20 protein-coding genes are annotated in these 24,577 nt (G+C 67.3%); 16 read left to right on the top strand and 4 right to left on the bottom strand.

Annotation, left to right across the window (positions count from 1 at the left end):
• Entirely contained in the window at positions 1–2,322 is a 2,322-nt protein-coding gene (locus FHW58_RS23265) for a fimbria/pilus outer membrane usher protein (protein ID WP_179675569.1), read from the top strand.
• The gene (locus tag FHW58_RS23260) at positions 2,319–3,335 is read left to right on the top strand and encodes a spore coat protein U domain-containing protein (RefSeq protein WP_179675568.1); all 1,017 of its coding nucleotides are present in this window, start codon (positions 2,319–2,321) and stop codon (positions 3,333–3,335) included. Before FHW58_RS23265 ends, FHW58_RS23260 begins: the two co-directional genes overlap by 4 nt.
• Positions 3,336–3,351: 16 nt before the next feature.
• On the opposite strand, the gene FHW58_RS23255 is transcribed toward FHW58_RS23260, so the two are convergent.
• The gene (locus tag FHW58_RS23255) at positions 3,352–3,669 is read right to left on the bottom strand and encodes a hypothetical protein (protein WP_179675567.1); all 318 of its coding nucleotides are present in this window, start codon (positions 3,667–3,669) and stop codon (positions 3,352–3,354) included.
• Between the two features lie 426 nt (positions 3,670–4,095).
• On the opposite strand from FHW58_RS23255, the gene FHW58_RS23250 reads away from it, so the two are divergent.
• The 8 genes from FHW58_RS23250 (at position 4,096) to FHW58_RS23215 (ending at position 13,310) form a co-directional block, all read left to right on the top strand.
• Positions 4,096–4,596, top strand: a complete 501-nt coding sequence (locus tag FHW58_RS23250) for a helix-turn-helix domain-containing protein (RefSeq protein WP_179675566.1) — start codon at positions 4,096–4,098, stop codon at positions 4,594–4,596.
• 128 nt (positions 4,597–4,724) lie between these two features.
• On the top strand, positions 4,725–5,240 hold the full coding sequence (locus FHW58_RS23245) for a DUF4142 domain-containing protein (RefSeq protein ID WP_179675565.1): 516 nt from the start codon (positions 4,725–4,727) through the stop codon (positions 5,238–5,240).
• Between the two features lie 164 nt (positions 5,241–5,404).
• Positions 5,405–8,239, top strand: coding sequence for a diguanylate cyclase (locus FHW58_RS23240; RefSeq protein WP_179675698.1), 2,835 nt, complete (start codon positions 5,405–5,407; stop codon positions 8,237–8,239).
• A 4-nt stretch (positions 8,240–8,243) separates the two neighbouring features.
• Positions 8,244–8,807 carry a DNA-3-methyladenine glycosylase I gene (locus tag FHW58_RS23235; protein ID WP_179675564.1) on the top strand — a complete coding sequence of 188 codons (564 nt, stop codon included), beginning with the start codon at positions 8,244–8,246 and terminating at the stop codon, positions 8,805–8,807.
• Complete coding sequence (gene mnmC / locus FHW58_RS23230) at positions 8,807–10,492, top strand: FAD-dependent 5-carboxymethylaminomethyl-2-thiouridine(34) oxidoreductase MnmC (protein WP_179675697.1); 1,686 nt, start codon at positions 8,807–8,809, stop codon at positions 10,490–10,492. The genes FHW58_RS23235 and mnmC overlap by 1 nt, the downstream gene beginning before the upstream one ends.
• 49 nt (positions 10,493–10,541) lie before the next feature.
• The gene (locus FHW58_RS23225; RefSeq protein WP_179675563.1) at positions 10,542–11,252 is read left to right on the top strand and encodes a sensor histidine kinase KdpD; all 711 of its coding nucleotides are present in this window, start codon (positions 10,542–10,544) and stop codon (positions 11,250–11,252) included.
• Between the two features lie 17 nt (positions 11,253–11,269).
• A complete protein-coding gene (locus FHW58_RS23220) occupies positions 11,270–12,991 on the top strand; it encodes a tetratricopeptide repeat-containing response regulator (protein ID WP_179675562.1) in 1,722 nt (573 codons plus the stop codon).
• Positions 12,992–13,094: 103 nt separating this feature from the next.
• Positions 13,095–13,310 carry a hypothetical protein gene (locus FHW58_RS23215; RefSeq protein WP_179675561.1) on the top strand — a complete coding sequence of 72 codons (216 nt, stop codon included), beginning with the start codon at positions 13,095–13,097 and terminating at the stop codon, positions 13,308–13,310.
• A gap of 6 nt (positions 13,311–13,316) precedes the next feature.
• Here the strand turns inward: FHW58_RS23215 and FHW58_RS23210 are convergent, their stop codons facing one another.
• Entirely contained in the window at positions 13,317–14,084 is a 768-nt protein-coding gene (locus FHW58_RS23210; protein ID WP_179675560.1) for a PhaM family polyhydroxyalkanoate granule multifunctional regulatory protein, read from the bottom strand.
• Positions 14,085–14,205: 121 nt separating this feature from the next.
• Here FHW58_RS23210 and FHW58_RS23205 point away from each other — a divergent pair, with 121 nt between their 5' ends.
• The 5 genes from FHW58_RS23205 (at position 14,206) to FHW58_RS23185 (ending at position 21,233) form a co-directional block, all read left to right on the top strand.
• Positions 14,206–15,408 (top strand): DUF3108 domain-containing protein, encoded by a 1,203-nt coding sequence (locus tag FHW58_RS23205; protein WP_179675559.1) that lies wholly within the window; start codon positions 14,206–14,208, stop codon positions 15,406–15,408.
• 1 nt (position 15,409) lies between these two features.
• Positions 15,410–16,159, top strand: coding sequence for a DUF3108 domain-containing protein (locus tag FHW58_RS23200; protein WP_179675558.1), 750 nt, complete (start codon positions 15,410–15,412; stop codon positions 16,157–16,159).
• An 81-nt stretch (positions 16,160–16,240) separates the two neighbouring features.
• Positions 16,241–17,617, top strand: a complete 1,377-nt coding sequence (locus FHW58_RS23195; RefSeq protein ID WP_179675557.1) for a hypothetical protein — start codon at positions 16,241–16,243, stop codon at positions 17,615–17,617.
• Positions 17,610–18,395 carry a hypothetical protein gene (locus FHW58_RS23190; RefSeq protein WP_179675556.1) on the top strand — a complete coding sequence of 262 codons (786 nt, stop codon included), beginning with the start codon at positions 17,610–17,612 and terminating at the stop codon, positions 18,393–18,395. Before FHW58_RS23195 ends, FHW58_RS23190 begins: the two co-directional genes overlap by 8 nt.
• Before the next feature lie 3 nt (positions 18,396–18,398).
• Positions 18,399–21,233: an ATP-binding protein gene (locus FHW58_RS23185; protein WP_179675555.1), complete on the top strand. Its 2,835-nt coding sequence runs from the start codon at positions 18,399–18,401 to the stop codon at positions 21,231–21,233.
• On the opposite strand, the gene FHW58_RS23180 is transcribed toward FHW58_RS23185, so the two are convergent.
• Positions 21,230–21,460, bottom strand: a complete 231-nt coding sequence (locus FHW58_RS23180) for a hypothetical protein (RefSeq protein WP_179675554.1) — start codon at positions 21,458–21,460, stop codon at positions 21,230–21,232. The genes FHW58_RS23185 and FHW58_RS23180 overlap by 4 nt on opposite strands.
• A 12-nt stretch (positions 21,461–21,472) precedes the next feature.
• A complete protein-coding gene (locus FHW58_RS23175; protein WP_229265470.1) occupies positions 21,473–22,000 on the bottom strand; it encodes a hypothetical protein in 528 nt (175 codons plus the stop codon).
• 99 nt (positions 22,001–22,099) lie between these two features.
• On the opposite strand from FHW58_RS23175, the gene FHW58_RS23170 reads away from it, so the two are divergent.
• A complete protein-coding gene (locus tag FHW58_RS23170) occupies positions 22,100–24,562 on the top strand; it encodes a S9 family peptidase (RefSeq protein ID WP_179675552.1) in 2,463 nt (820 codons plus the stop codon).
• Positions 24,563–24,577 lie beyond the last annotated feature (15 nt).

Genomic DNA, 24,577 nt, shown 5'->3' with positions numbered 1-24,577 from the left:
ATGCGGCGCCGGCTGGCCTGGTGGTGGCTGTTGATGGCGTGGTGGGTCGTGGGCAGCGCGCTGGCGCAAACGCCGCTGACGCCGCCGCCGCAGGATGAAGAGCTTTTTCTGGAGGTGACCTTGAACGGCGAAGCGACCGGACTGGTGTTGCGTTTCACCCGCGGCAAGAGCTCGGGCCTGCGCAGCAGCGTGCAGAATCTGCGCGACCTGGAGCTCGACCCGGCGCTGTTCGGGGTGGCGGGCCGGGACGAGTTCGACCTCGACCAGGTCAAGGGCTTGCGCTACACCTACGACGCCGCGCGCCAGGCGATCGCGCTGCGCATCGACGACGCGTTGCGGGCGCCGATCGCGGTGTCGGCGCGCACCGTGCGCAAGCCCGGCGTGGCCAGCGTCACGCCCGGCGCGGTGATCAACTACGACGCCTACAGCCAGCTGGGGCGCAACCGCAGCAGCTCGGTCAGCAACGAGCTGCGCTACTTCAACGCCAACGGCGTGTTCAGCAGTACCGGCGTGTTCAACGCCAGCAGCCAGCGGCGCCAATACACCCGCTTCGACACCGCCTGGGTGCATTCCGACCCGGACACGCTGGAAACCTGGCAGGCCGGCGACCTGATTTCGTCGTCGCTCAACTGGACCCGTTCGCTGCGCCTGGGCGGCCTGCAGTGGCGCCGCAGCTTCGACCTGCGGCCGGACCTGCTGACCTTCCCCTCGGCCACGCTGGGCGGCTCGGCGGTGGTGCCGACCGCGGTCAGCCTGTATGTCGACGGCGTGCGCCAGGTCGACACCGCCGTGCCGTCCGGCCCGTTCGTGATCAACCAGGTGGCTGGCATCAACGGCGCCGGCCAGGCCACGCTGGTCACGCGCGACGCCGCCGGGCGCGCGGTCAGCACCACCGTGCCGCTGTACGTCGACACCCGCATGCTGGCCGAGGGCCTGAGCGATTACTCGGTCGAGCTGGGCGCGGTGCGGCGCAACTACACCACGCGCTCGTTCAGCTACGCGCGCACGCCGGCGCTCAGCGCCTCGCTGCGGCGCGGCCTCAGCAACACGCTGACGCTGGAGGCGCACGGCGAGGCCGGGCGCGGCATGCTCAACGGTGGCGGCGGCGCGCTGTGGCGGCTGGGCCAGGCCGGCGTGGTCAGCGGCTCGCTGGCGGCCAGCGCCGGCGGCAGCGGCGATCACGGCCGCGGCGGCCTGCAGGCCACGCTCGGCTACCAGTACCTGAGCCCGCGCTTCAGCGTCGACCTGCAATCGCAGCGGGCCTCGTCCCGTTACGGCGACCTCGGCACGGTGGAGGGTGCGCCGGTGGTGCGCGCCAGCGACCGCGCCAACCTGAGCGTGGCGCTGTTCGGCGGCCAGGGGCTGGGCGTCAGCGCGGTCAATGTGCGGGCGCCGCTGGTGCCGCCGGCGCGCATCGCCGCGCTCAATTACTCGGCCTCGCTGGGCTGGGGGCTATACCTGAGCGTCAGCGCCTTCCGCGACTTCCGCGACGACAAGGCGCGCGGCGTGTTCATCAGCCTGAGCGGCAGCTTCGCCGACCGCGTCTCGGCCAACGTCAGCCGCAGCCGCCAGAACGGCGTGCGCAGCACCACCGCCACGCTGGCGCGCTCGGCCGACTACAGCGGCGGCTTCGGCTGGGGCCTGCAATCGGTCAACACCAACGGCGCGCCGCTGCGCCAGGCGCAGGTCACCTACCTGGGCAACTACGGCCAGGTGACCGCCTACACGCTGGACACCGGCGGCACGCGCAGCTCGTCGCTGGACCTGGCCGGCGCGCTGGTGGTGATGGATGGCAGCGTGCACGCGGCGCGCCAGGTCGGCGCCGGCTTCGGCCTGGTGTCGACCGACGGCGTCGGCGGCGTGCCGGTGCTGCAGGAAAACCAGGTGATCGGCACCACCAGCAGCGCCGGCTACATGCTGGTGCCCAACCTGACGCCGTATCTGCAGAACCAGCTGGGCATCGACACCACCCGCCTGCCGCTCGACGCGCGCGTGGCCAGCACCGCGCAGACGGTGGTGCCGGCGCGGCTGTCCGGCGTGCTGGTGCGCTTCCCGGTGGAGACTTACGAGGCGGCCAGCGTCATCGTGCACGACGCCGCCGGCAAGCCGCTGGCGGCCGGCACCACGCTGCTGCACGTCGAGAGCGGCGCCAGCACCGTGGTCGGCTTCGACGGCGTGGCCTTCATCGACCACCTGCAGCCGCTCAACCACCTGCAGGCCAGCGTGGACGGCGCCCGTTGCGTGGTGGAGTTCAGCTATGTCCCGGTCAAGGGTCAGGCGCTGTCGACGCTGGGCCCGTTTGTGTGCCGGAGCCTGCCATGACGCGCGCGCGCCGCTGCCTGTTGTGCTTGTCCGCGCTGCTGCTGCTGGCCTGCGGCCACGCGCGCGCCGACACCTGCGCGGTGGCGCAGACCAACATCGTGTTCCCGGCGGTCAGCTCGATCACCAGCGCCGACGCTTACGTCAACGCCAATTTCAAGGTGACCTGCACCTGGACCGCCTTCACCACCAGCCTGCTGTTCCCCAACGTCACGGTGTGCCTGTACCTGGGCGGCGGCTCGGGCAACAGCAATGCCAACGCCAATGTGCCGCGCCAGCTGGCCAATGGCGGCAAGCGCGTCAACTACAACCTGTACACCGACACCAGCTACGCGGCGGCCAAGGTGTGGGGCGGCTGGGCCGGCAGCGACACGGCCGCCAACGTCATCCAGTTCACGCTGACCAAGAGCGGCGGCGTCGGCGCGCTGGCGCAGGACGTCAACCTGTACGGCAAGCTCAACGCGGACGCCACGCTGGCGGCGATGGATGTCGGCCCGGACAACCTCAGTTTCACGTCCGACTTCGGCGGCGGCAGCGTGCTGATGCGTTACATCTTTTTCCTGACCGGCACCGGCAGCTGCCTGCTGGGCACGTCGGTGGCGATGCCGTTCCAGGTCAGCGCCGCCGTCATCAACGATTGCGACATCAACGTTGGCAACCTGGTGTTCCCCAACAGCAGCCTGCTGACCAGCCCGATACGGACGACGTCGACGCTGACCACGCGCTGCAGCAAGAACACCGCCTACCGCATCACGTTCTCGGCCGGCAGCACGCCCGGCAACACGATCGGCGCGCGCAAGATGATCAAAACGGCCGCCAGCGACCTGGTGGCTTACCAGATTTCCAACACGCTGGACGGCGCCAGCCTGGGCGACGGCAGCGGCGGCACGGTGGCGGTGAGCGGCACCGGGGATGGCACGACCAGGAGTCAGACGGTGTTCGGGATGGTGCCGGCGCAGACCACGCCGTCGCCGGGGGATTACAAGGATACGGTGGTGGCGACCGTCTGGTTCTGACGGCCGCGCGGCGGGGTCAGAAGGTGATGGTCCATTCGCCGCTGCCGGTTTCCTGCTGGATGGCGCCGGTCTGGGCGGTGGTGCTGGTGACGCCGGTCAGCCTGGACGGGGTACGGGTCATCAGGTAAGGGGTTTTCAGCTGGCAGGCGACGGACGGCGCGGCCTGGCGGGTCTGGTTGGCGGCAGCGGCGGTGCCGGCGCTGGTTTGCACGGTGCAGGCTTCCTTGACCTCAAAGCTGACCTGCATGGCGGCGGACGCGGACTTGCCGGCGGCTTGGGCCATTAGGGGCAGGCTGAACAGAGCGATGGCGAATGCTTTAGTAAAAGTTTTCATTTATCACACACGTTATTGAGGTGCGCAGCCCTTGTCGATGGCTACGGTTCGGGGTAGCCAACAAGGTTGAGATGTTGATCTACAGGAAGAATTTTATCCTGAAAGAACAATCTCTCGAATGTTCACATTCTACCGTGAAATTTACGTGTGGAAATAAAGTGATTTTTGGAGAGTTTTGCATGTCGTTTTTTGGCCCGTTTTGGAAGCGTCAACATGGGCTCGAAAACTGGGTTTTTCATAGGAGAAGATAGTTAAAACACAGGGTAGAAAAGGAGACCAAATTGAGGCGTCAAAATACACACATTGTCACGCGGGTGGCATCACCTAAAAAAGTCACACTTTCTTGCATCCGACATGCAAGTCACCAGTCTGAACGCGTCGCCGTTGACGCATTTTATTGATTAAATGACATAGAGGAGCAGCAAAATGAAACATACCGACTTTGGCAGCATGCCGTGCCCGATCGCCCGCAGCCTCGGCAAAGTGGGCGAATGGTGGAGCATCCTGATCCTGCGTGACGCCTTCTACGGCCTGACGCGCTTTGACGAGTTCGAAAAGAGCCTGAAAATCGCCCCGAACATGCTGACCCGGCGCCTGGCCGGCCTGGTCGAAGGCGGCCTGATGGAGCGGCGCCAGTACAGCGCCCGGCCACCGCGCTACGAGTACGTGCTGACCAAGGCCGGCCGCGACTTCAAGCCGGTGCTGCTGGCCTTCGTGGCCTGGGGCAACGACCACCTGGCGCCCGAGGGCGCCAGCCTGCTGGTGGTCAGCCGCGAAACCGGCAAGCCGGCCGACCAGGTGCTGGTGGACGCCAACAGCGGCCTGGCCATCAACGACGAGGACTATATGTTCGCGCCCGGCCCGGCGGCCACCGAGGTCATGCGTTCGCGCCTGATCCAGATCAACCAGGGCGGCCAGCGCGCCTAGCTGGCGCCGGGCTTGCGGCCTCCACCAGAGCGGCGCTGCGGCGCCGCTTTTTCTTTCCGCGCCGTATGGTGCGGCTGGCGCGCTCATTCCTCCCTACAATCGGCCCACACCACTCAGGAGGAACCACCATGTACAAGACCATTGCAAGCTGCGGCGCCGTGCTGGCGCTGCTGGCCGGCGGCCCCGCGCAGGCCCAGTCGCCATCCCTCAGCAAGGGCGACCAGCAGATCCTGGCCGACCTGGCCCAGGCCAATATCGCCGAGGTCAGCACGGCGCAGATCGCGCTGCAGAAGGGGCAGTCGGCCGAGGTCAAGCAGTTCGCCCAGCAGATGGTGGATGACCACAGCAAGGGCCTGCAGGACGTGCAGAAGGTGGCGCAGGCGAAAAACGTCACGCTGCCGACCGAGCCGGACGCCGCCCACAAGCAGGCGGCGGCGCGCCTCAGCGGCCTGTCCGGCGCCGCCTTCGACAAGGCTTACCTGGAGCAGGCCGGCGTCAAGGACCACAAGGAGGCGCACGCCAAGGCGATGTCGGCCCAGCAGAAGGCCAGCGACCCCGACGTCAAGGCGCTGGCGGCCAAGCTGCAACCGGTGATCGACCGCCATTTGCAAACCGTGCAAGGTTTGGTTTCCAGCAAGCATTAACGTGTTGCTTCCACTAAACTAGTTTCCATCTGGCACTAAAAACGCTTTGATATCAGGCACTTAAATGGGGGATACGGAAGGGCCTGCAAACTGTGGAATAATGCGGTACGCAGCGCACCGAGGCGCTGCCGCAACACAGTAGAGGAAAGTCAATTTTGGTGGACATGTTTGCGCTCGACGACGAGCTGGCGCAGTGGGATACGGCCTTGCCGGAAGTGCAAGGTCCGGAGCGGTTGAAGCTGCTGGCGACGCTGGCCTGGCATTTGCGCCAGCGCGACCCCGCGCGCGCGCAGCAACTGGCCACCGAGATTGTGCCGCTGCTGGCGCCGCTGCCGCCGGCGGCGGTGGCCGTGCAGCGCGCCCGGCTGCACCTGATCTCCGCCGAGCCGTTCTGGCTGCGCGGCGAGTTGGACACCGCCCACTACCACGCCGAACAGGCGCTGCTGCTGTGCGAACAGGCGGCCGACACGCTGCCGGCCGCCGCCGCGGCCTGCCGCGCCGACGCCTGCTGGATCATGGCCTGGTCGTGCAACGACCGCGGCCTGAGCGCCGACGGCAGCGCGTGGTTGCGCCAGGCCGCCGCTGCCGCCCGCGTGGCGGCCGACCCGGTGCGCATCGACATCATCGACGCCGCCTCCGGCATCTGCGACGCCTTCAGCGACCCCCGCTCGGTGCAGCAGCGCTGGAACGGCCGCTTCAGCCCCAACCTGGACGGCCTGTCGCCGATCACCGCCGGCTGGATCAGCGACTTCTTCGGCACCTGCGCCTTCCAGCGCAGCGACTACGGGCGCGCCATCGGCCACCTGATGCTGGCTTACGAGACCGCGCTGGCCACCGGCCAGATCCGCCGCGCCATCATCGTCGCCACCAACATCGGCAACGGCTTCACCAGCCTCAACGCGCACGAGGCTGCGCTGGACTGGATGCAGCGCGGTCTCGACCTGGCGCGCCCGGTCGGCTGGCCGCTGAGCATCGGCATGTGCCTGATGCAGACCGCCGAAACGCTGCGCCAGCTGGGCCAGCGCGACGCCGCGCAAAGCCTGCTGCGCGAGGCGCTGACCACGCTGGCGCCGCTGTCCGGCTCGCGCGCCTACGCGGTGGCGCTGGAATACCAGGGCGACCTGGCGCTCGACCTCGGCAACTACGCGGCCGCGCTGGAAAGCTTTACCCGCCTGGCCGCCGCCGGCGACGCGCTGTGCCAGAACGACTTCCAGAGCAGCGCGCGGCGCGGCCAGGCGCACGCGCTGTCGCACCTGGGCCGCGCCGAGGACGCGCTGGCCGCCGCCCAGGCCGCGCTGGCGCTGGCGCGCGACCATGGCGACGTCTCCAGCCAGATCGCCACCCTCAACGTGCTGGCCGACATCCACGCCCGCCACCAGCTGCCGGGGCCGGAGCTGATGATGGCGCCCAACGCCACGCTGCACTACCTGCAGCTGGCGCTGGAGATCGCCGCCACCATCGAAGGCTACACCGTGCCCGGTCCGCTGTTGGACGCGGCCGCGCGCGAGTACGCGGCGATCGGCGATTTCGAGCGCGCCTACACCATCGCGCTGCGCGCCAACACCGCGCGCGACCAGACCCACAGCAAGGAAGCCACCAACCGCGCCATCGCCATGCAGGTGCAGTACCAGACCGAGCGCGCGCAGACCGAGGGCGAGCACCACCGCCAGCTGGCGGCGGCCGAGGCGCAGCGCGCCGAAGTGCTGCAACAGACCAGCGCCACGCTGGAACACCTGAGCGCCATCGGCCAGGAAATCACCGCCCACCTGGACGCGGCGGCGGTATTCCGCGCGCTGGACCGCCACGTGCACGGCCTGCTGGACGCCACCCACTTCTCGATCTTCCTGCTGCAGCCGGACGGCCAGGCGCTGGTGTGCGAATTCGGGGTGGAGGCCGGCAAGCCGCTGCCGCGCGTGCGCATCGAGGCCGCCGACCCCAACGCCAACACCGCGCGCTGCCTGCGCGAGCGGCGCGAGATCCTGGTCGAGCTGGACGACGAGGGCATCACGCCCAACCTGATCCCCGGCACCTTGCCGACCCAGAGCCTGCTGTTCGCGCCGCTGCGCGTGGGCGAGCGGGTGCTGGGCGTGATGACGGTGCAGTCGCTGCTGGCGCGCTCGTACGGCGAGCGCGAGCGGCTGATCTTCCGCACCCTGTGCGCCTACGGCGCCATCGCGCTGGACAACGCCAGCGCCTACCGCCAGGTGGCGGCCACCCAGGAACAGCTGCTGGAGAAGAATCTGGAGCTGGAGCAGGCCTACCAGGCGCTGGAAGAGGTCAGCCTGACCGACCAGCTGACCGGGCTGCGCAACCGCCGCTTCTTCCTGCAGAATGTCGATGCCGACGTGGCCATGAGCTTGCGCGGCTACGACACCGGCCTGCACCGCGAACTGAACGAATGCGACCTGCAGGCGGCCAAGGACCTGGTGTTCTTCATGGTCGACCTCGACCACTTCAAGGAAGTCAACGACCGCTATGGCCACGCCGCCGGCGACTCGATCCTGGTGCAGATGCAGGAGCGGCTGCGCGAGGTGTTCCGCGAGTCGGATTATGTGATCCGCTGGGGCGGCGAGGAATTCCTGGTGCTGGCGCGCGCCACCCACCGCGACGAGGCGCCCGGCGTGGCCGAGCGCATGCGGCGCGCGGTGGCCGAGCGCGACTTCGTGCTGCCGGACGGCATGCGGCTGTCGCGCACCTGCTCGATCGGTTTCGCCTGTTTCCCCTTCCTGCCGGAGCAGCCGCGCCTGCTGTCGTGGTCGCAGGTGGTGGAGCTGGCCGACCAGGGCCTGTACATCGCCAAGCGCTCCGGCCGCAACGCCTGGGCCGCGCTGTACAGCACCGAGGCCACGCGCGCCGACGGCGTGTTCGCGCGCCTGATGCAGCAGCTGGACCAGGCCGTCGTCGACGGCGAGGTGCGGCTGGTGTCCAACCTGAACGGACCGCTGGTGCTGGGCGGCGAGCGCCGCCGCGTCGGCTTGTCCAGCGACCTCGAACTGTAAGCCCATGACCACGATCCGCTGCAGCTGGGCCAATCCGGCCAATCCGCTTTACCTCGACTATCACGACCACGAATGGGGCGTGCCGTGCCACGACGAGCGCCGCTTGTTCGAGATGCTGAATCTGGAGGGCGCGCAGGCTGGCCTGAGCTGGGAAACCATCCTCAACAAGCGCGAGAACTACCGCGCCGCCTTCGACCAGTGGGACGCGCACCAGATCGCCGCCTATGGCCCGGACAAGGTGGCCGAGCTGCTGGCCAATCCCGGCATCGTGCGCAACCGGCTGAAGGTGGCGGCAGCCATCACCAACGCGCAGGCCTATCTGCGCTTGCTGGACAGCGGCGGCAGCCTGGACAAGCTGCTGTGGTCCTACGTCGGCGGCACGCCGATAGTCAACGGCGACGGGCCGCGTCCGGCCAAGACCGCGCTGTCGGACCGCATTTCCAAGGATCTGGCCAAGCTGGGGTTCAAGTTTGTCGGCTCGACGATTATCTATGCCTACATGCAGGGCATCGGCATGGTCGATGATCACGCGCCGGACTGCTTCTGCCGCAAGAAGGCGCGCAAGTGATGACGCGCGTGGTGCTCGACACGGAGTTCGGCCGTGGCGAGCGGTTCGTCGCCGCCTGCGCGCAGGGCGGGCGCCTGCATTACATCGCCATCGCTGCCGCCTTGCCGCCGCCACCGGACCTGGCCGGGCTGCGTGCACTGTGGCCGCTGGATGTGCCGGGCTACCATCGCGTGATCCTGAACGATGCCGTCACGCTCGATCTGCTGATTGGCGCGGTGGATGTCTTGCTGCCGCAGATCAGTGCCCGCGTGGACGCGTTCCATCTGTCGCCCGATGCCGCACCGGCGTGGGCGCGCACGCTGGCCCGGCTGGCGCAGCAAGGCGCCACGCTGCACGCGCGCGCCGCCGACGAGGCGCTGGTGTGGGCGCTGACGGCGGCCGGCTTCGTGTGCCGGATTGATGCCGGCGCCGCAGCGGCGGGCGCCGCGCCCGACATCGCCGCCGTCTTCCGCGGCCGCAAGGCGCCGCATGCCGCCGCGTGTGCCCCTGCCGCGCCGTCGCGCCGCGCGGTGATCATCGGCGCCGGCCTCGCCGGCTCGGCGGCCGCGCAGCGCCTGTGCGCGCGCGGCTGGGAAGTCACGCTGATCGAACGCCACGCGCAGCCCGCGCAGGAAGCCTCCGGCAACCTGGCGGGCATCTTCATGCCGCTGCTCTCCAAAGACGACAACATCCCCACGCGCCTGAGCCGCGCCGCCTACCTGTTCGCGCTGCGCGAATGGCGTCGCATGGGCGGCGCCGGCCAGGCCTTCACCGGCGCCGGCTGCGGCGTGCTGCAACTGGCACGCGATGCACGCCACGCCAAAGTCCAGCAGGACGTGCTGGCGCAATGGGACTACCCGACCGATTACGCGCGCTGGGCCGACGCACAGGAAGCCAGCACCCTGATCGGCGCGCCAACCCCGCATGGCGGCTGGCTGTTCGCGCAAGGCGGCTGGGCGCGCCCCTCGTCACTGTGCGAAGCCATGCTGGCTACCTGCGGCGACAAGCTGCATCGCGTATTCCACACCGAGGCGCTGGACCTGCGGCGCGTGGACGACGCGTGGCAAGTGCACGGCGCCGACGGCGCGCTGATCGCGCAAGCGCCGACCGTCATCCTCGCCAGCGGCGCCAGCGCCAACCAGATCGCCCAAGCCGCCGAGCTGCCACTGTTCAAGCTGCGCGGCCAGGTGACGCACCTGCCGGCCGATGCCGACCCCGCGCCGCCGCTGCTGCCGCTGGTGGTGTGCCGCGAAGCCTATGTCACACCGCCAGCGGACGGCATGGTCTGCGCCGGCGCCACCTACGACAACGACGACGATCCCGCGCTGCGCGACAGCAGCCAGCAGGAAAACCTCGCCCGCCTGGCCGAGATCATCCCCGGCGACGACGTCGCCGCGCTGGCGCACACGGCGCCGCTGGCCGGCCGCGTGGGCTTCCGCTGCGCGGCGCCGGACCGCCTGCCGTTGGCCGGCGCGCTGCCCGACTACGCCAACGCCGGCCGCCTCGAATTCCTGCCCGACGTGCCGCGTCATCCCGGCCTGCATTGCCTGCTCGGCTATGCGTCGCGTGGCCTGATCTGGGCCCCGCTCATGGCGGAACTGCTGGTCTGCCAATTGGAGCAGCTGCCGCCGCCGCTGGAGTCCTCGCTGGTCGACGCGCTGGATCCCGGCCGCTTCCTGCTCAAGCAGCGCCGCCGCGCCCAGTAGGCGCGCTATAATGCGGACCTGAACATTGCCGTCCATGGAGATCCTGCAAATGGATGAACAAGCCGCGCAGCAGCACGAAGGCTCACCGGAGCTGTTCATGTTCCTCGCATCCACTGTGCATGACATGAAAAATTCGATCAGCGTCCTGAGTGGCACGCTGGAGAACCTGCTGGCCGCGCACCAGTCCAGCGCCGCGCCGGAATACGGCCAAATGGCGCAGATGCTGTACCAGACCAAGCGCCTCAACGACAACCTGATCCAGCTGCTGGCGCTGTACAAGGACGTCGGCAAACCGGGCTACCCGTTCGACCCGGCGCCGCGCAGCGTGCGCGAACTGGTGGAGCTGGTGGCCGGCCAGGCCCACATGCTGCTGCACTCGCGCGGCATCGCCTTCGACGTCGACTACCCGAAAGACGCCATCTGGACGCTGGACGAAGACCTGGTCATCGGGGTGCTGGTCCACGCCATCAACAACGCCGTGCGTTACACGCGCGACCGCATCCGCCTGTCGATCGCGGTCGATGGCGAGTATCTCGAACTGCGCGTGGAAGACAACGGCGCCGGCTTCCCGGCATCCATGCTGGAGTGCGGCGCCAGCGCCAAGGCGGCGATCAACTTCCTCAGCAACAGCAGCGGCCTGGGACTGTACTTCTCCAGCGAAGTGGCGAAGATGCACAAGCACCGCCAGCGCAGCGGCAGCATCGCGCTGGAAAACGGCGGCGCGCTGGGCGGCGGCTGCTTCATTTTGCGGCTGCCTTGACGATGAGTGTGGACGTCATGAACATCGCCACCAATCCGGCCGACGGCGGCATCGACTGGGCGGAAAAGCGCTACCTGATCATCGACGATTTCGTCGGCATCCGCCAGCTGCTGCGCGAGTCGTTGCGCAATCTCGGCGCCAAGCATATCGACCAGGCGTCCAGCGGCGGCGAGGCCATGGTGCTGCTGGCGAAAACGCGCTACGACGTGGTGCTGTGCGACTACAACCTTGGCGACGGCAAGAACGGCCAGCAGGTGCTGGAAGAGGCGCGCATCCGCAACCTGATGCTGCCGTCCAGCGTGTGGCTGATGGTGTCGGCTGAAAAGAGCGTGGAGTCGGTGATGGGCGCGGCCGAGCACCAGCCGGACGCCTATATCATCAAGCCGATCACCGAGGGCGTGCTGCTCACGCGCCTGAACCGCGTGTGGGTCAAGAAGCAGATCTTCCGCGACATCGACCAGGCCTTCGCCGACAAGGACTACCTGCGCGCGGCCAGGCTGTGCGAAGAGCAGGTGGCGCACAATCCGTTGCATGCCATCGACCTGTTGCGCATGAAGGCGACCATGCTGCTCAAGGCCGGCGAGACCGCGCAGGCGGGCGCCGTCTACGAGCAGGTGCTGCAGGAGCGCGAGTACAACTGGGCACGCTGCGGCCTGGGGAAAATCCGCATGGCCGACGGCGATCCGGAAGCGGCGCGCCTGATGTTCCAGGCGGTGATCGCCGACAACCGCTTCTACATCGACGCCTTCGACCAGCTGGCGCAGTCGTTCCAGTTGCAGGGCAAGACCGAAGAGGCGTTCGACGTGTGGCAGAAGGCGGCCAAGCTGTCGCCCAATTCCGTGCCGCGCCAGCGCGCGCTGGGGCAGACCGCGCTCAAGCTGGGCAACATTCCGGTGGCCGAGCGGGCCTTCCGCAAGTGCATCGAGATCGGCGAGTTCTCGGTGCGCAAAACGGTGGACGCCTATCTGGGGCTGGCGCGCGTGTGCGGCCAGAAGAACGACACCAAGGAAGCCATCCGCCTGCTCAACGCGGCGGTTCACCAGTTCGGCGGCGACCAGGTGACGCTGCGCGCCAAGATCACCGAAGGCCTGGTGTATCACGAGAGCGGCGACTTCCGCCGCGCGCGCAAGTCCGGCGACGAGCTGGAAGCCATGCTGGCCGATGAAACGCGCCAGCGGCCGGATACCGAAAGCTGCCTCGATATGGCCAGCCTGCTGTTCGCGGTGGGCGTCAAGGAAGCGCCGGTCAACCTGCTGCGCTACGTCACCCGCAACAACCATGATAATGCGGTGCTGCTGGACGATGTGCAGAAGATCTTCGACCGCGCGCGCATGAGCGACGAGGGCGCGGAGCTGATCAAGGAAGCACGCCTGGAAGCGTCGGAGATGATGAACCGCGGCGTGCTGCTGTGGAAGACCGGCAAGCTGGCCGAGGCCATCGAATGGATGCGCACCGCGCGCCGCGCGCTGCCGCACAATATGCGCATTTTGTTCAACTCCGCACAGATCATCATCTCGGCGCTGCAGCAGAATGGCTATGAGCGCGAGCTGGCCGACGAAGCCATCGGCGTGTTGATGCACGTGGATGCGATCGCGCCGGGCCAGCAGCGCTTTGCGCAGCTGATGGAGCAGCTGGCGATGCTGGCGCCGGTGTCCGGCGTGGTGGCGGCGGCCGCGGCTAGCGAGTATGAAGCGGCCAATGGCCCCGTGCCCGAGTCGACCCGCTACACCAGCCAATAGGCCACTTGTTTCGGCCCGCGCAAATGATTACACTGGTTTGCGCGCAGCCCGGTCTGCGCTTGATTCGCTGTCAATATTGAGGGCAAATAAAGGGCACAAAAATATGCGCGATATCGCCAAGGAAGTCTACAAGAAGATGAAGGTGGGCAGCGTGGCCTGGATCCGGCCGGTCGCTGCCAAAGGAGATACCCTGGAGAGTTTTCAGACCGCCCACGACAGCGCCAGGCTGCTCGAAGAGGAAGGCCTGATCGATATCGAGAAAGTGCAGCGCCAGGCCGATGGCCTGATCGACGCCATCCGCATCCAGCGGCTGGCGTAGTTCCCGTTACGACGCGTCGCCGCCGCCCGGCCTGGCCGGTGGCTTGGCCGCGGCCTTTTTGGCTGCCGGCTTTTTCGCCGCCGGCTTCTTGACGGCCGCCGGGTTGGCCGCCGCCGATGCCGATGTCGATGGCGCGCCCGCCGGCGCGTCTTGCGCCGGTTTCTTGTCCGCCGGCTTGGCGTTGGCGCCGGCCGCCGCCGCCGCGAACTTGACGGCGGCATCGGTCATCATCGATTCCGACGCCATGGCGGTGGACACGGCTTGCTTGAATTGTTCCTGCAGCAGATTCCACCAGGCGTTGGGCTGGGCCGACGCCGCGCCGGCGGCCGGCTTGGGCTGCTCGGCCGCCTTGGCTTCCGGCGCCGGCTGCGGTTCGGGCGCTGGCGCTGGCGATGGCGCCGCGGTCTGCGCCTTGTCGGCCTCGCGCGCGTGGTGGAAGAAGGCCGACGCGTAGGGATTGGCGTCGAAGATCGACTTGTCGTTCACGCCGGTGTTGACGGCCGAGGCCAGGCTGGCGCCCACCGACTTGAGCGTGGCGATGGTGCCGCGCTGGACTTCCAGCGCCTGGATGCTCCCGCGCAGCATGCTCATATTCAGATTGAGCCAGCTCTCCACGGCCTTGAGGTCGTTGATTTTCTTGTCCAGCTCTTCGACCGACAGCGTGGGCGCGGTCAGTCCGGGCACGCTCATGCTGCCCCACAGGTTTTTGACAAAGTCCAGCGTGTCGTTCATGACGCCGGCGCCGGGAATGTTCGGCATGTGCGGGTGGACCATGGCTATCCTCCTGTGGGTTGAGCGTTTAGCGTAGCAGATATTGCTTTGTCATTCAAAAGGTTTTGACAACATTTCCATGCCGGCAGCGCCGAGATTGGCGATCCCGTTTAAACTAGCGCCCATGACGATCGTTTCCCTCCTTGCCCGACACCGGCGCGTACTGGTTTTGTGTGCCGCCACGGTGGCGCTGCACTATGCCGCCATCGACTGGGTGGGAGGGCGCCTGAGCGAGCAGACGCACCGGCCGTCCGAGCGCAAGCCATCGCTGATGACGGCGCAGTTGCGGCTGGCGCTGCCCAAGCGGGTGGAGATGCCGCCGCCGCCGCAGATCGCGCCGCTGGCGAAGAAGACGCCGCCGCCGCGCAAGGCCGAGGCGCCGCCATTCCGGCCCCGGCCCGCACCCATGCCCTTGCCCGATCCGGCGCCGCTGCCGGAGCCTGATCCGGCCGCCGTCGCCGCCGAGGTGCCGTCGCTGCTGGCCGGCGAGCCGCCGATCGCGGTGGCCGACGGTGGCGCGCAAGGCGGACAACAGGCCGCACAGCAGGCCGGCGCCGCGCAAGCGCAGACCGGCACGCCGCCGCCCGCCGGCGCGCAGGGCGACAGGCCGGCCGAGGTCAAGCCGGATGCGTCGCCGCGGCCGGGCATGCGGCGCTACAAGGTCGACCTGCCGCCATCGGCCACGTTCCAGATGGCGGTGGACCGTGTGGACGCCGACGGCACCAAATGGACGGGCGCCGCGACGATGACGTGGCATACTGACGGCAGCCGCTATCAGGCGTCGGTGCAGGCGGGCGTGAGCCTGCTGATCACACGCCTGAATCTGCTGACCTCCCGCAGCGAGGGCGAGATCGATGATTACGGCATTGCCCCGGTCAAGTGGACGGAAAAGCGCGCGCGCCGCGCCGAAACCGCCACCCACTTCAACCGCGACGCCGGCACCATCACCTTTTCGGCCTCCGAAGCCAGCTTCCCGCTGCTGGTGGGCGCGCAGGACCGGGTGACGGTGCCGTTCCAGCTGGGGGGCATCGGCAGGGCGGACGTCAACCAGTTCGGCGGCGATATCGACATCCAGGTCGCCGACGACAAGGAAGCCACGATCAACCGCTTCCAGCTGGTGGGCGAGGAGGAAATCGACACCGGCAACGGCAAGGTGGTGACGTGGCACCTGACCCGCCCGGCGAAAGCGGGGGCGTACTCGTCGAAGCTGGAGATCTGGCTGGCGCCGGGGCTCAACTGGTATCCGCTGCGGATCCGCGTAACCGAGGGGAGCGGCGCTGTGACCACACAGACCGTTTCCGACATCAAGACAGAAGCAGGTAAATAGCATGAAAAACATCACCATTCTTTGCGCCGCGATGGCGCTGGCCTTGGCCGCGCATGCCGTGGAGCCGGCGTCCGGCGAACACCCGAGCGTCAAGCGCCCGACCAATCCGCCGCCATCGGCGGACCTGAGCTACAACCTGAAGATCAAGCAGAGCGGCCTGTCGCTGAACGGCACCGCCACCGTGCAGTGGCGCGCCGGCGATGGCAAGTACTCGATCAGCACCGAGAGCCGCGCCGCCATCTTCGGCAAGGTGGTGGAGAACCGCAGCGAGGGCGCGATCGACGATTTCGGCCTGGCGCCGGCCAGCTTCTACGAGAAGCGCCTGCGCAAGGAGCCGTACACCACCAGCTTCAAGCGCGATGGCAAGACCATTGCATTTACTGAAAGCGACGCCACCTATCCTATCCTGGGGGGCGAGCAGGATCGCAGCAGCGCCCAATGGCAGCTGGCCGCGCTGGCGCGCGCCACGCCGGACAAGTTCAAGCCGGGCAGCGAATGGAACCTGTTCGTGGCTGGCCGCCGCGACGCCGAACAGTGGCGCTTCAAGGTGGTCAAGACCGAGAACATCCAGATCGGCACCGGCGAGGTGAGCGCGGTCCACCTGGTCAAGGCGCCGCCGCCGGACGCGCAGGGCCAGCAGGTCGACCTGTGGCTGGCGCCGTCGCTGGACTGGTATCCGGTGCGCGTGCGCTTTAACGACACCGACGGCGACTTCGTCGACCAGACGCTGGAAAAGGTCGTGAAGAAGTAGGCTCCTGCTATACTGACGCCCCCGCGCTAAACCAGTGATATTTGCATAAAATACAATGCGGGGACCACAGAATGGCAAAGAATGATTGAACCTACAATAAGTGACGCCGCGCCGGATCAGCAACAGGATCCGCAACTACAGCAGGACGCCCTGCAGGCCCACTTCCAGCCGCACATTTCCGCCGACGAAATCGAGCAGGTCTACCACCTGAAACGCGCGCAGCCGCTGCTGCAGGTGTTCACGGCCCTGTTCCATGGCGGTTTCGAAGGGGTGCTGGTGCGCCTGCTGGTGCTGCGCGAGCTGGCCGCCGATACCGCGTCCACCAGCTTCACCCGCGCCGACATCAACACCCGCCTGGCCTATCTGCTGCCCGAATCGCTGGAGACGGTGCTGATGCGCCTGCGCTCCAACCAGTTGCTGGCGTGGGATGCCCAGCAGGCCGTGTACCGCGTGACGCCGATGGCGCGCAACGTGCTGTCGGCCATCGACGCGCTGCTGACGCTGGGCCGCGAGGAAACCGACCAGTCGGAGATGGGCTTCCTGCTGTCGCAGGTGGCCGGCGCCCAGGTGATGGGCGGCGTCACCGTCGACCAGCTGAACCACCTGCTGGGCCGCCTGGTGGAACTGACCGAGGAATTCTCGGACGCCATCGCCTCCGGTTCCGAATTCCGCCTGCGCGCCTCGCAGGCCAAGTGGCACATGGCCTGCGACTGGGTGGAGAAGGGCTCGGAGATCCTGCGCGCCATCACCACCGACGAAAACGCCGACAGCGCCACCCACAAGGCCGCGCAGGCCATCGGCCGCGCGCAATCGGCGCTGTTGAACATGCAGGGCATGTTCTCGCGCGCGCTGAACCAGATCGAGCGCCAGCGGGTGCACCTGGGCCAGTCCGGCCTGTCCACCACCGACATCAAGCGCTGGCTGCTCGAGCACGAAGACCTGGCCTCGCTGGCCACGGACGCCATCGACCAGCCGGTCGTGCCGTTGTTCATCACGCCAGCAGAAATGATAGACGTAGCAGAAACCGAATTGATGGCCGACCGCGTACACACCACCGTATCCAATGGCCTGCCTTCCGGCGAGGATGCCCCGACCACCGTCAGCGACGGCCCCGCGATGCAGCAGGAGCTGGACGACTGGCTGGCGCGCCTGTCCGACTTCGCGGCGCTGGGCAATTTCCCCAGCATCGCCGAGGAGGCGCCCAAATCCATCCAGGCGCACGAGTCGCTGCTGCCGGCGTCCTTCGCCGTGGCCTCGTACCGCGCCTCGCTGCTGCCGCTGCTGGGCGACGCCGACGAGGCGCGCCTGCAGGGTGCCACGGCGGAACTGGCGCGCCTGCCGGTCAAGTTCTCGCCGCAAGATGAAATGGTCCGGCTGCCCGACCTGGAAGTCGCAGCGATTTCCCTAGCCTCCCTCTCACTGTCTTTGAATCCGGAAGGCGACAAGTCTGATGAATGACGATTCCCAAATTCTGATCGCGCGCCTGCTGTCGCACCAGACGCTGCGCCGCGACGACAAACTGGTCAAGCGCGTGCTGTCCGATGAACAGTTCCGCAAGGAGGTCGACGCGCGCCTGCTGGCCGTCGGCCTGAAACTGCTGGACAACGTCTACGCCGACCACGTGACGCTGGCCCTGCACCGCAATATCGAGCCGAAGATTTTCGGCGCCAAGGACGTCTGGCAGAACAATAACTTCGGCCTGTCGCGCGATGGCGTGGCGCTGCTGGTGGTGCTGTGGGCGCAGATCATCCTGCCCAAGCGCGAACGCCAGGAGACCCACCAGCACGCGGAGGACAACCAGAACGACATGTTCGGCACCGAGAAACCGTTGCCGCGCGCCGAGGACACCTCGATCGGCATCGCCTACAAGGCGCTGCTGGCCGACTTCGGCGACAAGCTGGGCAAGAAGACACGCCTGGACATGAACCTCGGCATCCTGTCCAAGCTGGGCTTCATCGAGCGCCGCGGCGACGTCATCGTCGAAGGCCCGCTGCTGGACCTGCTGATGGACACCGACCTGCTGAAAGAACGCATCGTCAACGGCGCGCTGGCCGACGTCTTCAAACGTTCGCCGCCCACGCTGGTGGCCGTGCCGCGCAGCGAACCGCCAATCGCGGTCGATACCGCCGATGCGGCCGCCCCGGCGCCGGTCGAGGCGGAAGAAGACATCCTGCCCGCCTTCGACGCACCACCACCGCCGCCTGCGCCGCTCGACGACACTCCAGCCAAGGACTAAGCCATGTTTCACATTAAATCGCTAGAACTGGTCCACTGGGATTACTGGCAACGCATCAAGAACATCCCGCTGGACGCCAAGATCATCACCATCGCCGGCCAGAACGGCTCCGGCAAGACCACCTTGCTGGACGCGCTGCGCACGCTGTTCGGCCTCGATTGCTCGATGGGCCGCACCTACAAGCACTACGCGCGCCACAGCGGCCAGCAGACCGCCTGGCTGCGCGCCGTGGTGGACAACAAGCCGATGGGCCGCCAGCTGTCCAACCGGCCGTTCCGCAGCTCCGGCTTCTTCAGCGACGACGAGGTCACGCTGTTCTGCCAGATCCAGAAGAACGGCGGCGACTGGAAGCGCCAGTACCTCATGCGCCCCGGTAACGTGCAGATCGAAGACATCGGCGAACCGGTGGGCGACTGGCTCGGCGTGGAAAACTACCGCAAGCGCCTGGCGATGGCGGGCCTGTCGCCGGCCATGGCCAAGGTGCTGGCGCTGGAGCAGGGCGAAACCGACAAGCTGTGCGAATACGCGCCGCGCCAGTTGCTGGACCTGGTGTTCCAGGTGTTCGGCGACAAGGAAGTGCTGGATGCCTACGATGAAGCCAAGCGCCACCAGCGCGACACCGAGACGGAGCTGAAGCGCTTCGAGGCGGAACTGGAGGCCTCCAGGACCAACCTGGAAGGCCTGCGCCTGCGCGTGGCCAACTACCACCAGTGGGAAGACCTGAACAAGGAGCGCCGCAACCTGCAGGAAGAAGTGCTGCCGTCGCTGGAGTATCACGAAGCGCGCGAGAAGCACGCCAACATCAGCCGCCAGTTGCGCGAAGCGCGCAAGCCGCTGTTGCAGGCCGACGCCCAGCTGGCCGACAAGCGCGCCATGCTGGCGGCGCAGGCCAAGGCGCTGTCGGACGCGCAGGCGCACGAAACGGTGCTGGAACAGGAATCGACCGCGCTGCAGTCGCGCCTGACGCAGATCAACACCAAGCTGAAGCCGCTGGAAAGCCTGCTGGAACAGAAGGCACGCCTGGAGAAGCTGGCGTCCGACTCCGGTTCCGACCTGGCCGAAGTGGCGAAGACGCTGCAAGAGAAGGAAATCGAGCTGGCGCGCCAGCGCACCGCGCGCGACGCCATCGCCTCGAAAATCGCCGGCGAGCTGTCGACCATCTCGGCGCTGCAGGGCAAGACCGCGATGCCGGAACCGGAAGCGCAGCGCGCCATGCGCAAGGTGCTGAACGACGCCGGCATCGGCCACATGATGCTGTCGGACGTGGTCGAAGTGACCGATCCGAAGTGGCAGGGCGCCGTCGAGGGCGTGCTGTCCGGCTATGCGTCGGTGGTGCTGCTGGATAAATCGTCCGACGCCGCCGCCGCCTACCGCCTGGCGGAGAAGGAACGCTATCGCCACTTCATCGTGCCGGACCTGGTGCATGCGCCGACCATCAAGGACAACTCCCTGATGTCGGTGGTGAACTTCTCGGCGAAAGTGCCGGCGTGGCTGGTGGAACAGCTGTCGCGCATCACCCGCGTGGACAGCGTGGACCTCGGCGCAAAGCTGGGCAGCCATGAAGAGTGGATCACGCCGGAAGCCTATCACCGCGAACGCCGCGGCGGCCGCTCGCTGTTCGTGGAAGCCTCGCGCTACCGCTTCGGCTCCGCCGGCCGCACGCAGCGCATGGAAGCGATCCAGAAATCGCTGCCGGCGCTGGAAGCGCAGGAAGACCAGCTGACGCTGCAGGTATCCAAGCTGGCGACCGAAATCAGCGCGCTGAAGACCCGCCTGGCCGGCGTGGACGCGGCCAAGGAACTGGCGGCGCGCGCCGAGGAATTCGACGAAGCCGCGCGCAACGCCGTGCCGCTGCGCACCGAGCGCACCGAAGTGGGCGCGCGCCTGGGCGAGCTGCAAAACCTGATCAAGACCGCCGTGGTCACGCGCACCCGCGCCGACACCACCTGGCAGAACGCCCGCTTTGCGCTGTCGGAGTCGGAAGCCGGCATGCGCCTGAACCACAAGCGCGTGCTGGAGCAGCGCGCCGACCACGCCAAGGCGCTGCTGGCGCTGCGCAAGAGCTGGCGCCATCTGCCGCAGGGCTGGCGCCGTCCGGCGCGCCGCGCCGCGCTGGTCAAGGAACACCAGAACGCGCACCAGGTCAACCTGCGCGTGCACAGCCTGGAGGCCAGCCTGGCGCGCAGCGACTGGGAACTGGATGCCACCGTGATCGACCAGTACCAGCGCCTGAACGACCAGCTGCACGCACGCCAGTCGGAAACCGAGGAGCGCCGCTACCAGAACAACCGCGCCATCGAGGCCACCGGCAACGCGCGCGGCGCCTACATCGAGCGTCTGCGCTACACCATCAAGACCTACGCGGCCAACATCAAGGAGCTGGGCCAGCTGGCCGGCATCGAGGTCAGCGCCGATCCGGTGCGGCTGGAGAACGACGACGTGCTGCTGGCGCAGGCCGGCCTGCACGTGCGCTTCAAGTTCGACGGCAAGGGCGTGATCGGCATGAACGACGGCGAAGCGTCGGGCGGCCAGCAGGTGATGAAATCGCTGGTGCTGCTGATTGGTTTGCTGAAGTCGGAAGAGGGCTCCGGCGGCTTCGTGTTCATCGACGAACCGTTCGCCCACCTGGACATCCGCAACATCCAGCTGGTCGGCGAATTCCTGAAGAACACCGACGCCCAGTACCTGATGACGACGCCGCTGACCCACAACACCGACGTCTATGATCCTTCGGAGCTGACGCTCATCACGAGCAAGAAGAAAAAGGATACGGAGTGGGCGCAGCCGATCTTCGTGCTGCAGCGCCGTACCAAGGAGGACGCGGCGAAAGCCGCCTAATCCGGATCGTTCAGCAGCGCGTCGAGCTGCTGCGCCAGAAGGGCCGCCTTGTCGCGGCCCTTTGCTTTTTGTACGGCTTCCACAAAGGGATCGCGCAGCTGGCGCAGTTCGTCCAGCGTGGCGGCCTTCTCCACCCTCAGTTGCAAGCTGAAACCGCGCAGGCCGATCGTGCTCTTGATGTTCTGCGTGTAGAACTCGTAGACCGCACGTTGCTGCGAGGTGGACATGATTTGCGCCGGCTATTTGATGTCAAAAATGTCAACCGGGCGTGGCACCGGTTTTTGTGTTTTGCGCCACTGTACCAGCAGCCAGGCGTACATGGCGTAGAAGCCGCCCAGCAGGCCGAATAGCCAGGCGGAGATCGGATTGCCGAGGAAGTCCGGATCGAGTGGGACACCATTGTGCATGTGCAGATAGGCCTCAAATAAGCGGTAGATCAGGCGGCTGATGAACAGCATGATAATCAGCAGGCCGAGCTTGCGGTCCTGGGTGTAGAAGAAGCCATCCGGCCGGTTCTCCAGGCGGCTGCGTTTCATGCTGATTTTACCGAGGAAGGCGCCGACCAGGGCGCCCGCCAGCAGCGCGGCCATGGCGATCCAGTTGCCGAAGATTTGTACCGCCACCGCCAGCAGCATCACCGCCATCACGGCCAGCGTGGCGTAGTGGCGCCACAGTTCGGACTTGGTACGGCCGAGGATGACCTTGAGGCGCGAATAAATGCGCCATACCGCCAGCGGCACCAGAAGCAGCAGTACGAGTGTGGTCATTTCCATAATCTGTCCGAATCCGTCTCTGAAAAACTGTGATTGTACGGCACGGAATGCCAATCAAGGCTAGCATAAGCAAACTGGACTGAAAGGACGCCCATGAACAAACCGTTATCCGCCGCGCTGCCCCTGAACCTGGGTCTGATGGCCGCGTCGCCGCAGGCCAGCGCCCAGGACAGCGGCTACCGCCTGCCGCCGGCGGCGCTGCAGGCCATCGTCGATGCGGCGCGCGCGCCGGCGCTGAGTCTGAGCCCGCGGCGCGACATCGTCGCCGTGGTGCAGACGCCGCCGCTGCCGGGCATCGCCGAGGTGGCGCAGCCGGAATTGAAGCTGGCCGGTTTGCGCATCAATCCGCGCACCTGTTCCGCGTCGCGCTTTTCGTTCGGTACCGACCTGGCGTTGCTGCAGGTGGCCACGCGCAAGGAGAGCCGCATTCGCGGCTTGCCGCGCGGCCTGCGGGTGTCGGACCTGAGCTGGTCGCCGGACCAGCGTCACCTGGCGTTCACGCACGTGGCGTTGCGGGGCGATCGCGGCGCGGTGGAGTTGTGGGTGGTGGATATCGCCGAGCGCAAGGCGCGCAAGCTGTCGCCGCAGCCTTTGTCGGCGGTGCTCACGCGCGGTTTCAACTGGCTGCCGGACAGCAGCGGGCTGCTGGTGCACTGGCGTCCGGCCGGCATCGGCAAGCCGCCGGTGGGCAGCGGCATTCCGTCCGGGCCGATCGCGCAGGACGCGACCTCGGACGGCCATGTGCGCCAGCTGCGCACCTACCAGGACCTGCTGCGCAACGAGGACGACGCGCGCCTGTTCGAGTACTACATCACGGTGCAGATGGCCATTGTCGACCTGCAGGGCAAGACGCGGCTGGTGGGCGCACCGGGGCAGTTCTCGCGCACTTCGATATCGCCGAGCGGCGAATACATTCTGACGCAGAGCATTAGTCGGCCGTATTCGTACATCGTGCCGGCGTCCAGTTTCGGCGAGCGGGTGGAGGTGCGCGACCTGCATGGCGATGTGGTGCACACGGTGGCCAACCTGCCGCTGGAGGAGGGCCTGCCGCCGGGGAATGACGCGGTGTCGGAAGGCGTGCGCCACGTGGCGTGGCGCGCCGACGCGCCGGCCAGCCTGGCGTGGGCCGAGGCGCAGGACGGCGGCGATCCGGCGCGCGAGGTGGTGGATGGCATCCGCGACCTGGTGCTGCTGCAGGCGGCGCCATTCCGCGAACCGCCCAGGGTGCTGGCGCGGCTGACGATGCGCTACGCCGGCATTGCCTGGGGCCGCGACGACGTGGCGCTGATCAACGAGCGCTGGCACAAGACGCGCGCTTACAAGCAGTGGATGATCGCGCCGGAACACTTGTCCACGCCGCCGGAGCTGATTCACGCCGGCTCGTACGAGGACCGCTACAACAGCCCCGGCTCGCCGGTGATGCGGGCCGACGCCAATGGCTTCCCGCGCCTGCTGATCGGCCCCGGCACCACGGTGCTGCTGGATGGCGCCGGCGCCACGCCGGAAGGCGAGCGGCCGTTCATCGATCGCCTGAGTCTGACCACGCGCCACAAGGAGCGCCTGTTCCAGAGTGCGGCGCCGTATTTTGAAAACGTGGCGGCAGTGCTGAATGACGACGGCACGCTGTTGCTGACCACGCGCGAGTCGCCGACCGGGCGGCCGAATTATTTTCTGCGCGATCTGACCCGGCCGGAGGCCGAGCAGCTGACGGCGCTGACCAGCTATCCGCATCCAACGCCGCAGCTGAAGGATGTCTACAAGGAGCAGATCCGCTATCCGCGCGAGGATGGCGTGGAGCTGACCGCGACGCTGATGCTGCCGGCGGGCTATGACGCGGCACGCGATGGGCCGCTGCCGATGCTGATGTGGGCTTATCCGCAGGAGTTCAAGTCCGCCGGCGCGGCCAGCCAGACCACCGGCTCGCCGTACCGCTTCAATGCGGTCAGCTACTGGGGGCCGGCGGCGTTCCTGGCGATGGGGTATGCGGTGCTGGACAACCCGTCGTTCCCGATCGTGGGCAGCGGCGACGAGGAGCCGAACGACAGCTATCTGCCGCAGCTGGTGGCGTCGGCCGAGGCGGCGGTGGAGGAGGTGGTGCGGCGCGGCGTGGCGGACCGCCACCGGATCGCGATCGGCGGCCATTCGTATGGCGCGTTCATGACCGGGAATCTGCTGGCGCATACGCGCCTGTTCCGCGCCGGGATCGCGCGCAGCGGGGCGTATAACCGGACGCTGACGCCGTTCGGTTTCCAGGCCGAGGAGCGGCCGTACTGGCAGGCGCAGGGCGTGTATCAGGCCATGTCGCCGTTTAATTACGCCGACAAGATCAAGGATGCGATGCTGCTGATTCACGGCGCCGAGGACAGCAACTCCGGCACCTTCCCGCTGCAGAGCGAGCGCATGTTCCAGGCGATCAAGGGGCTGGGCGGGACGGCGCGGCTGGTCATGCTGCCGAACGAATCGCACGCTTACCGCGCGCGCGAGTCGATCATGCACATGCTGTACGAAACCAATGCCTGGCTTGAGAAATACGTGAAGAACGCTAAACCCCGGTAGAGCGGGGTCTGACCC

Source organism: Duganella sp. 1224 (assembly GCF_013408245.1).
In the GTDB taxonomy this organism is placed as follows: domain Bacteria; phylum Pseudomonadota; class Gammaproteobacteria; order Burkholderiales; family Burkholderiaceae_D; genus Rugamonas.
The sequence above is the reverse complement of the archived record's forward strand: the minus strand, read 5'-3'. Positions and strand labels throughout refer to the sequence as shown.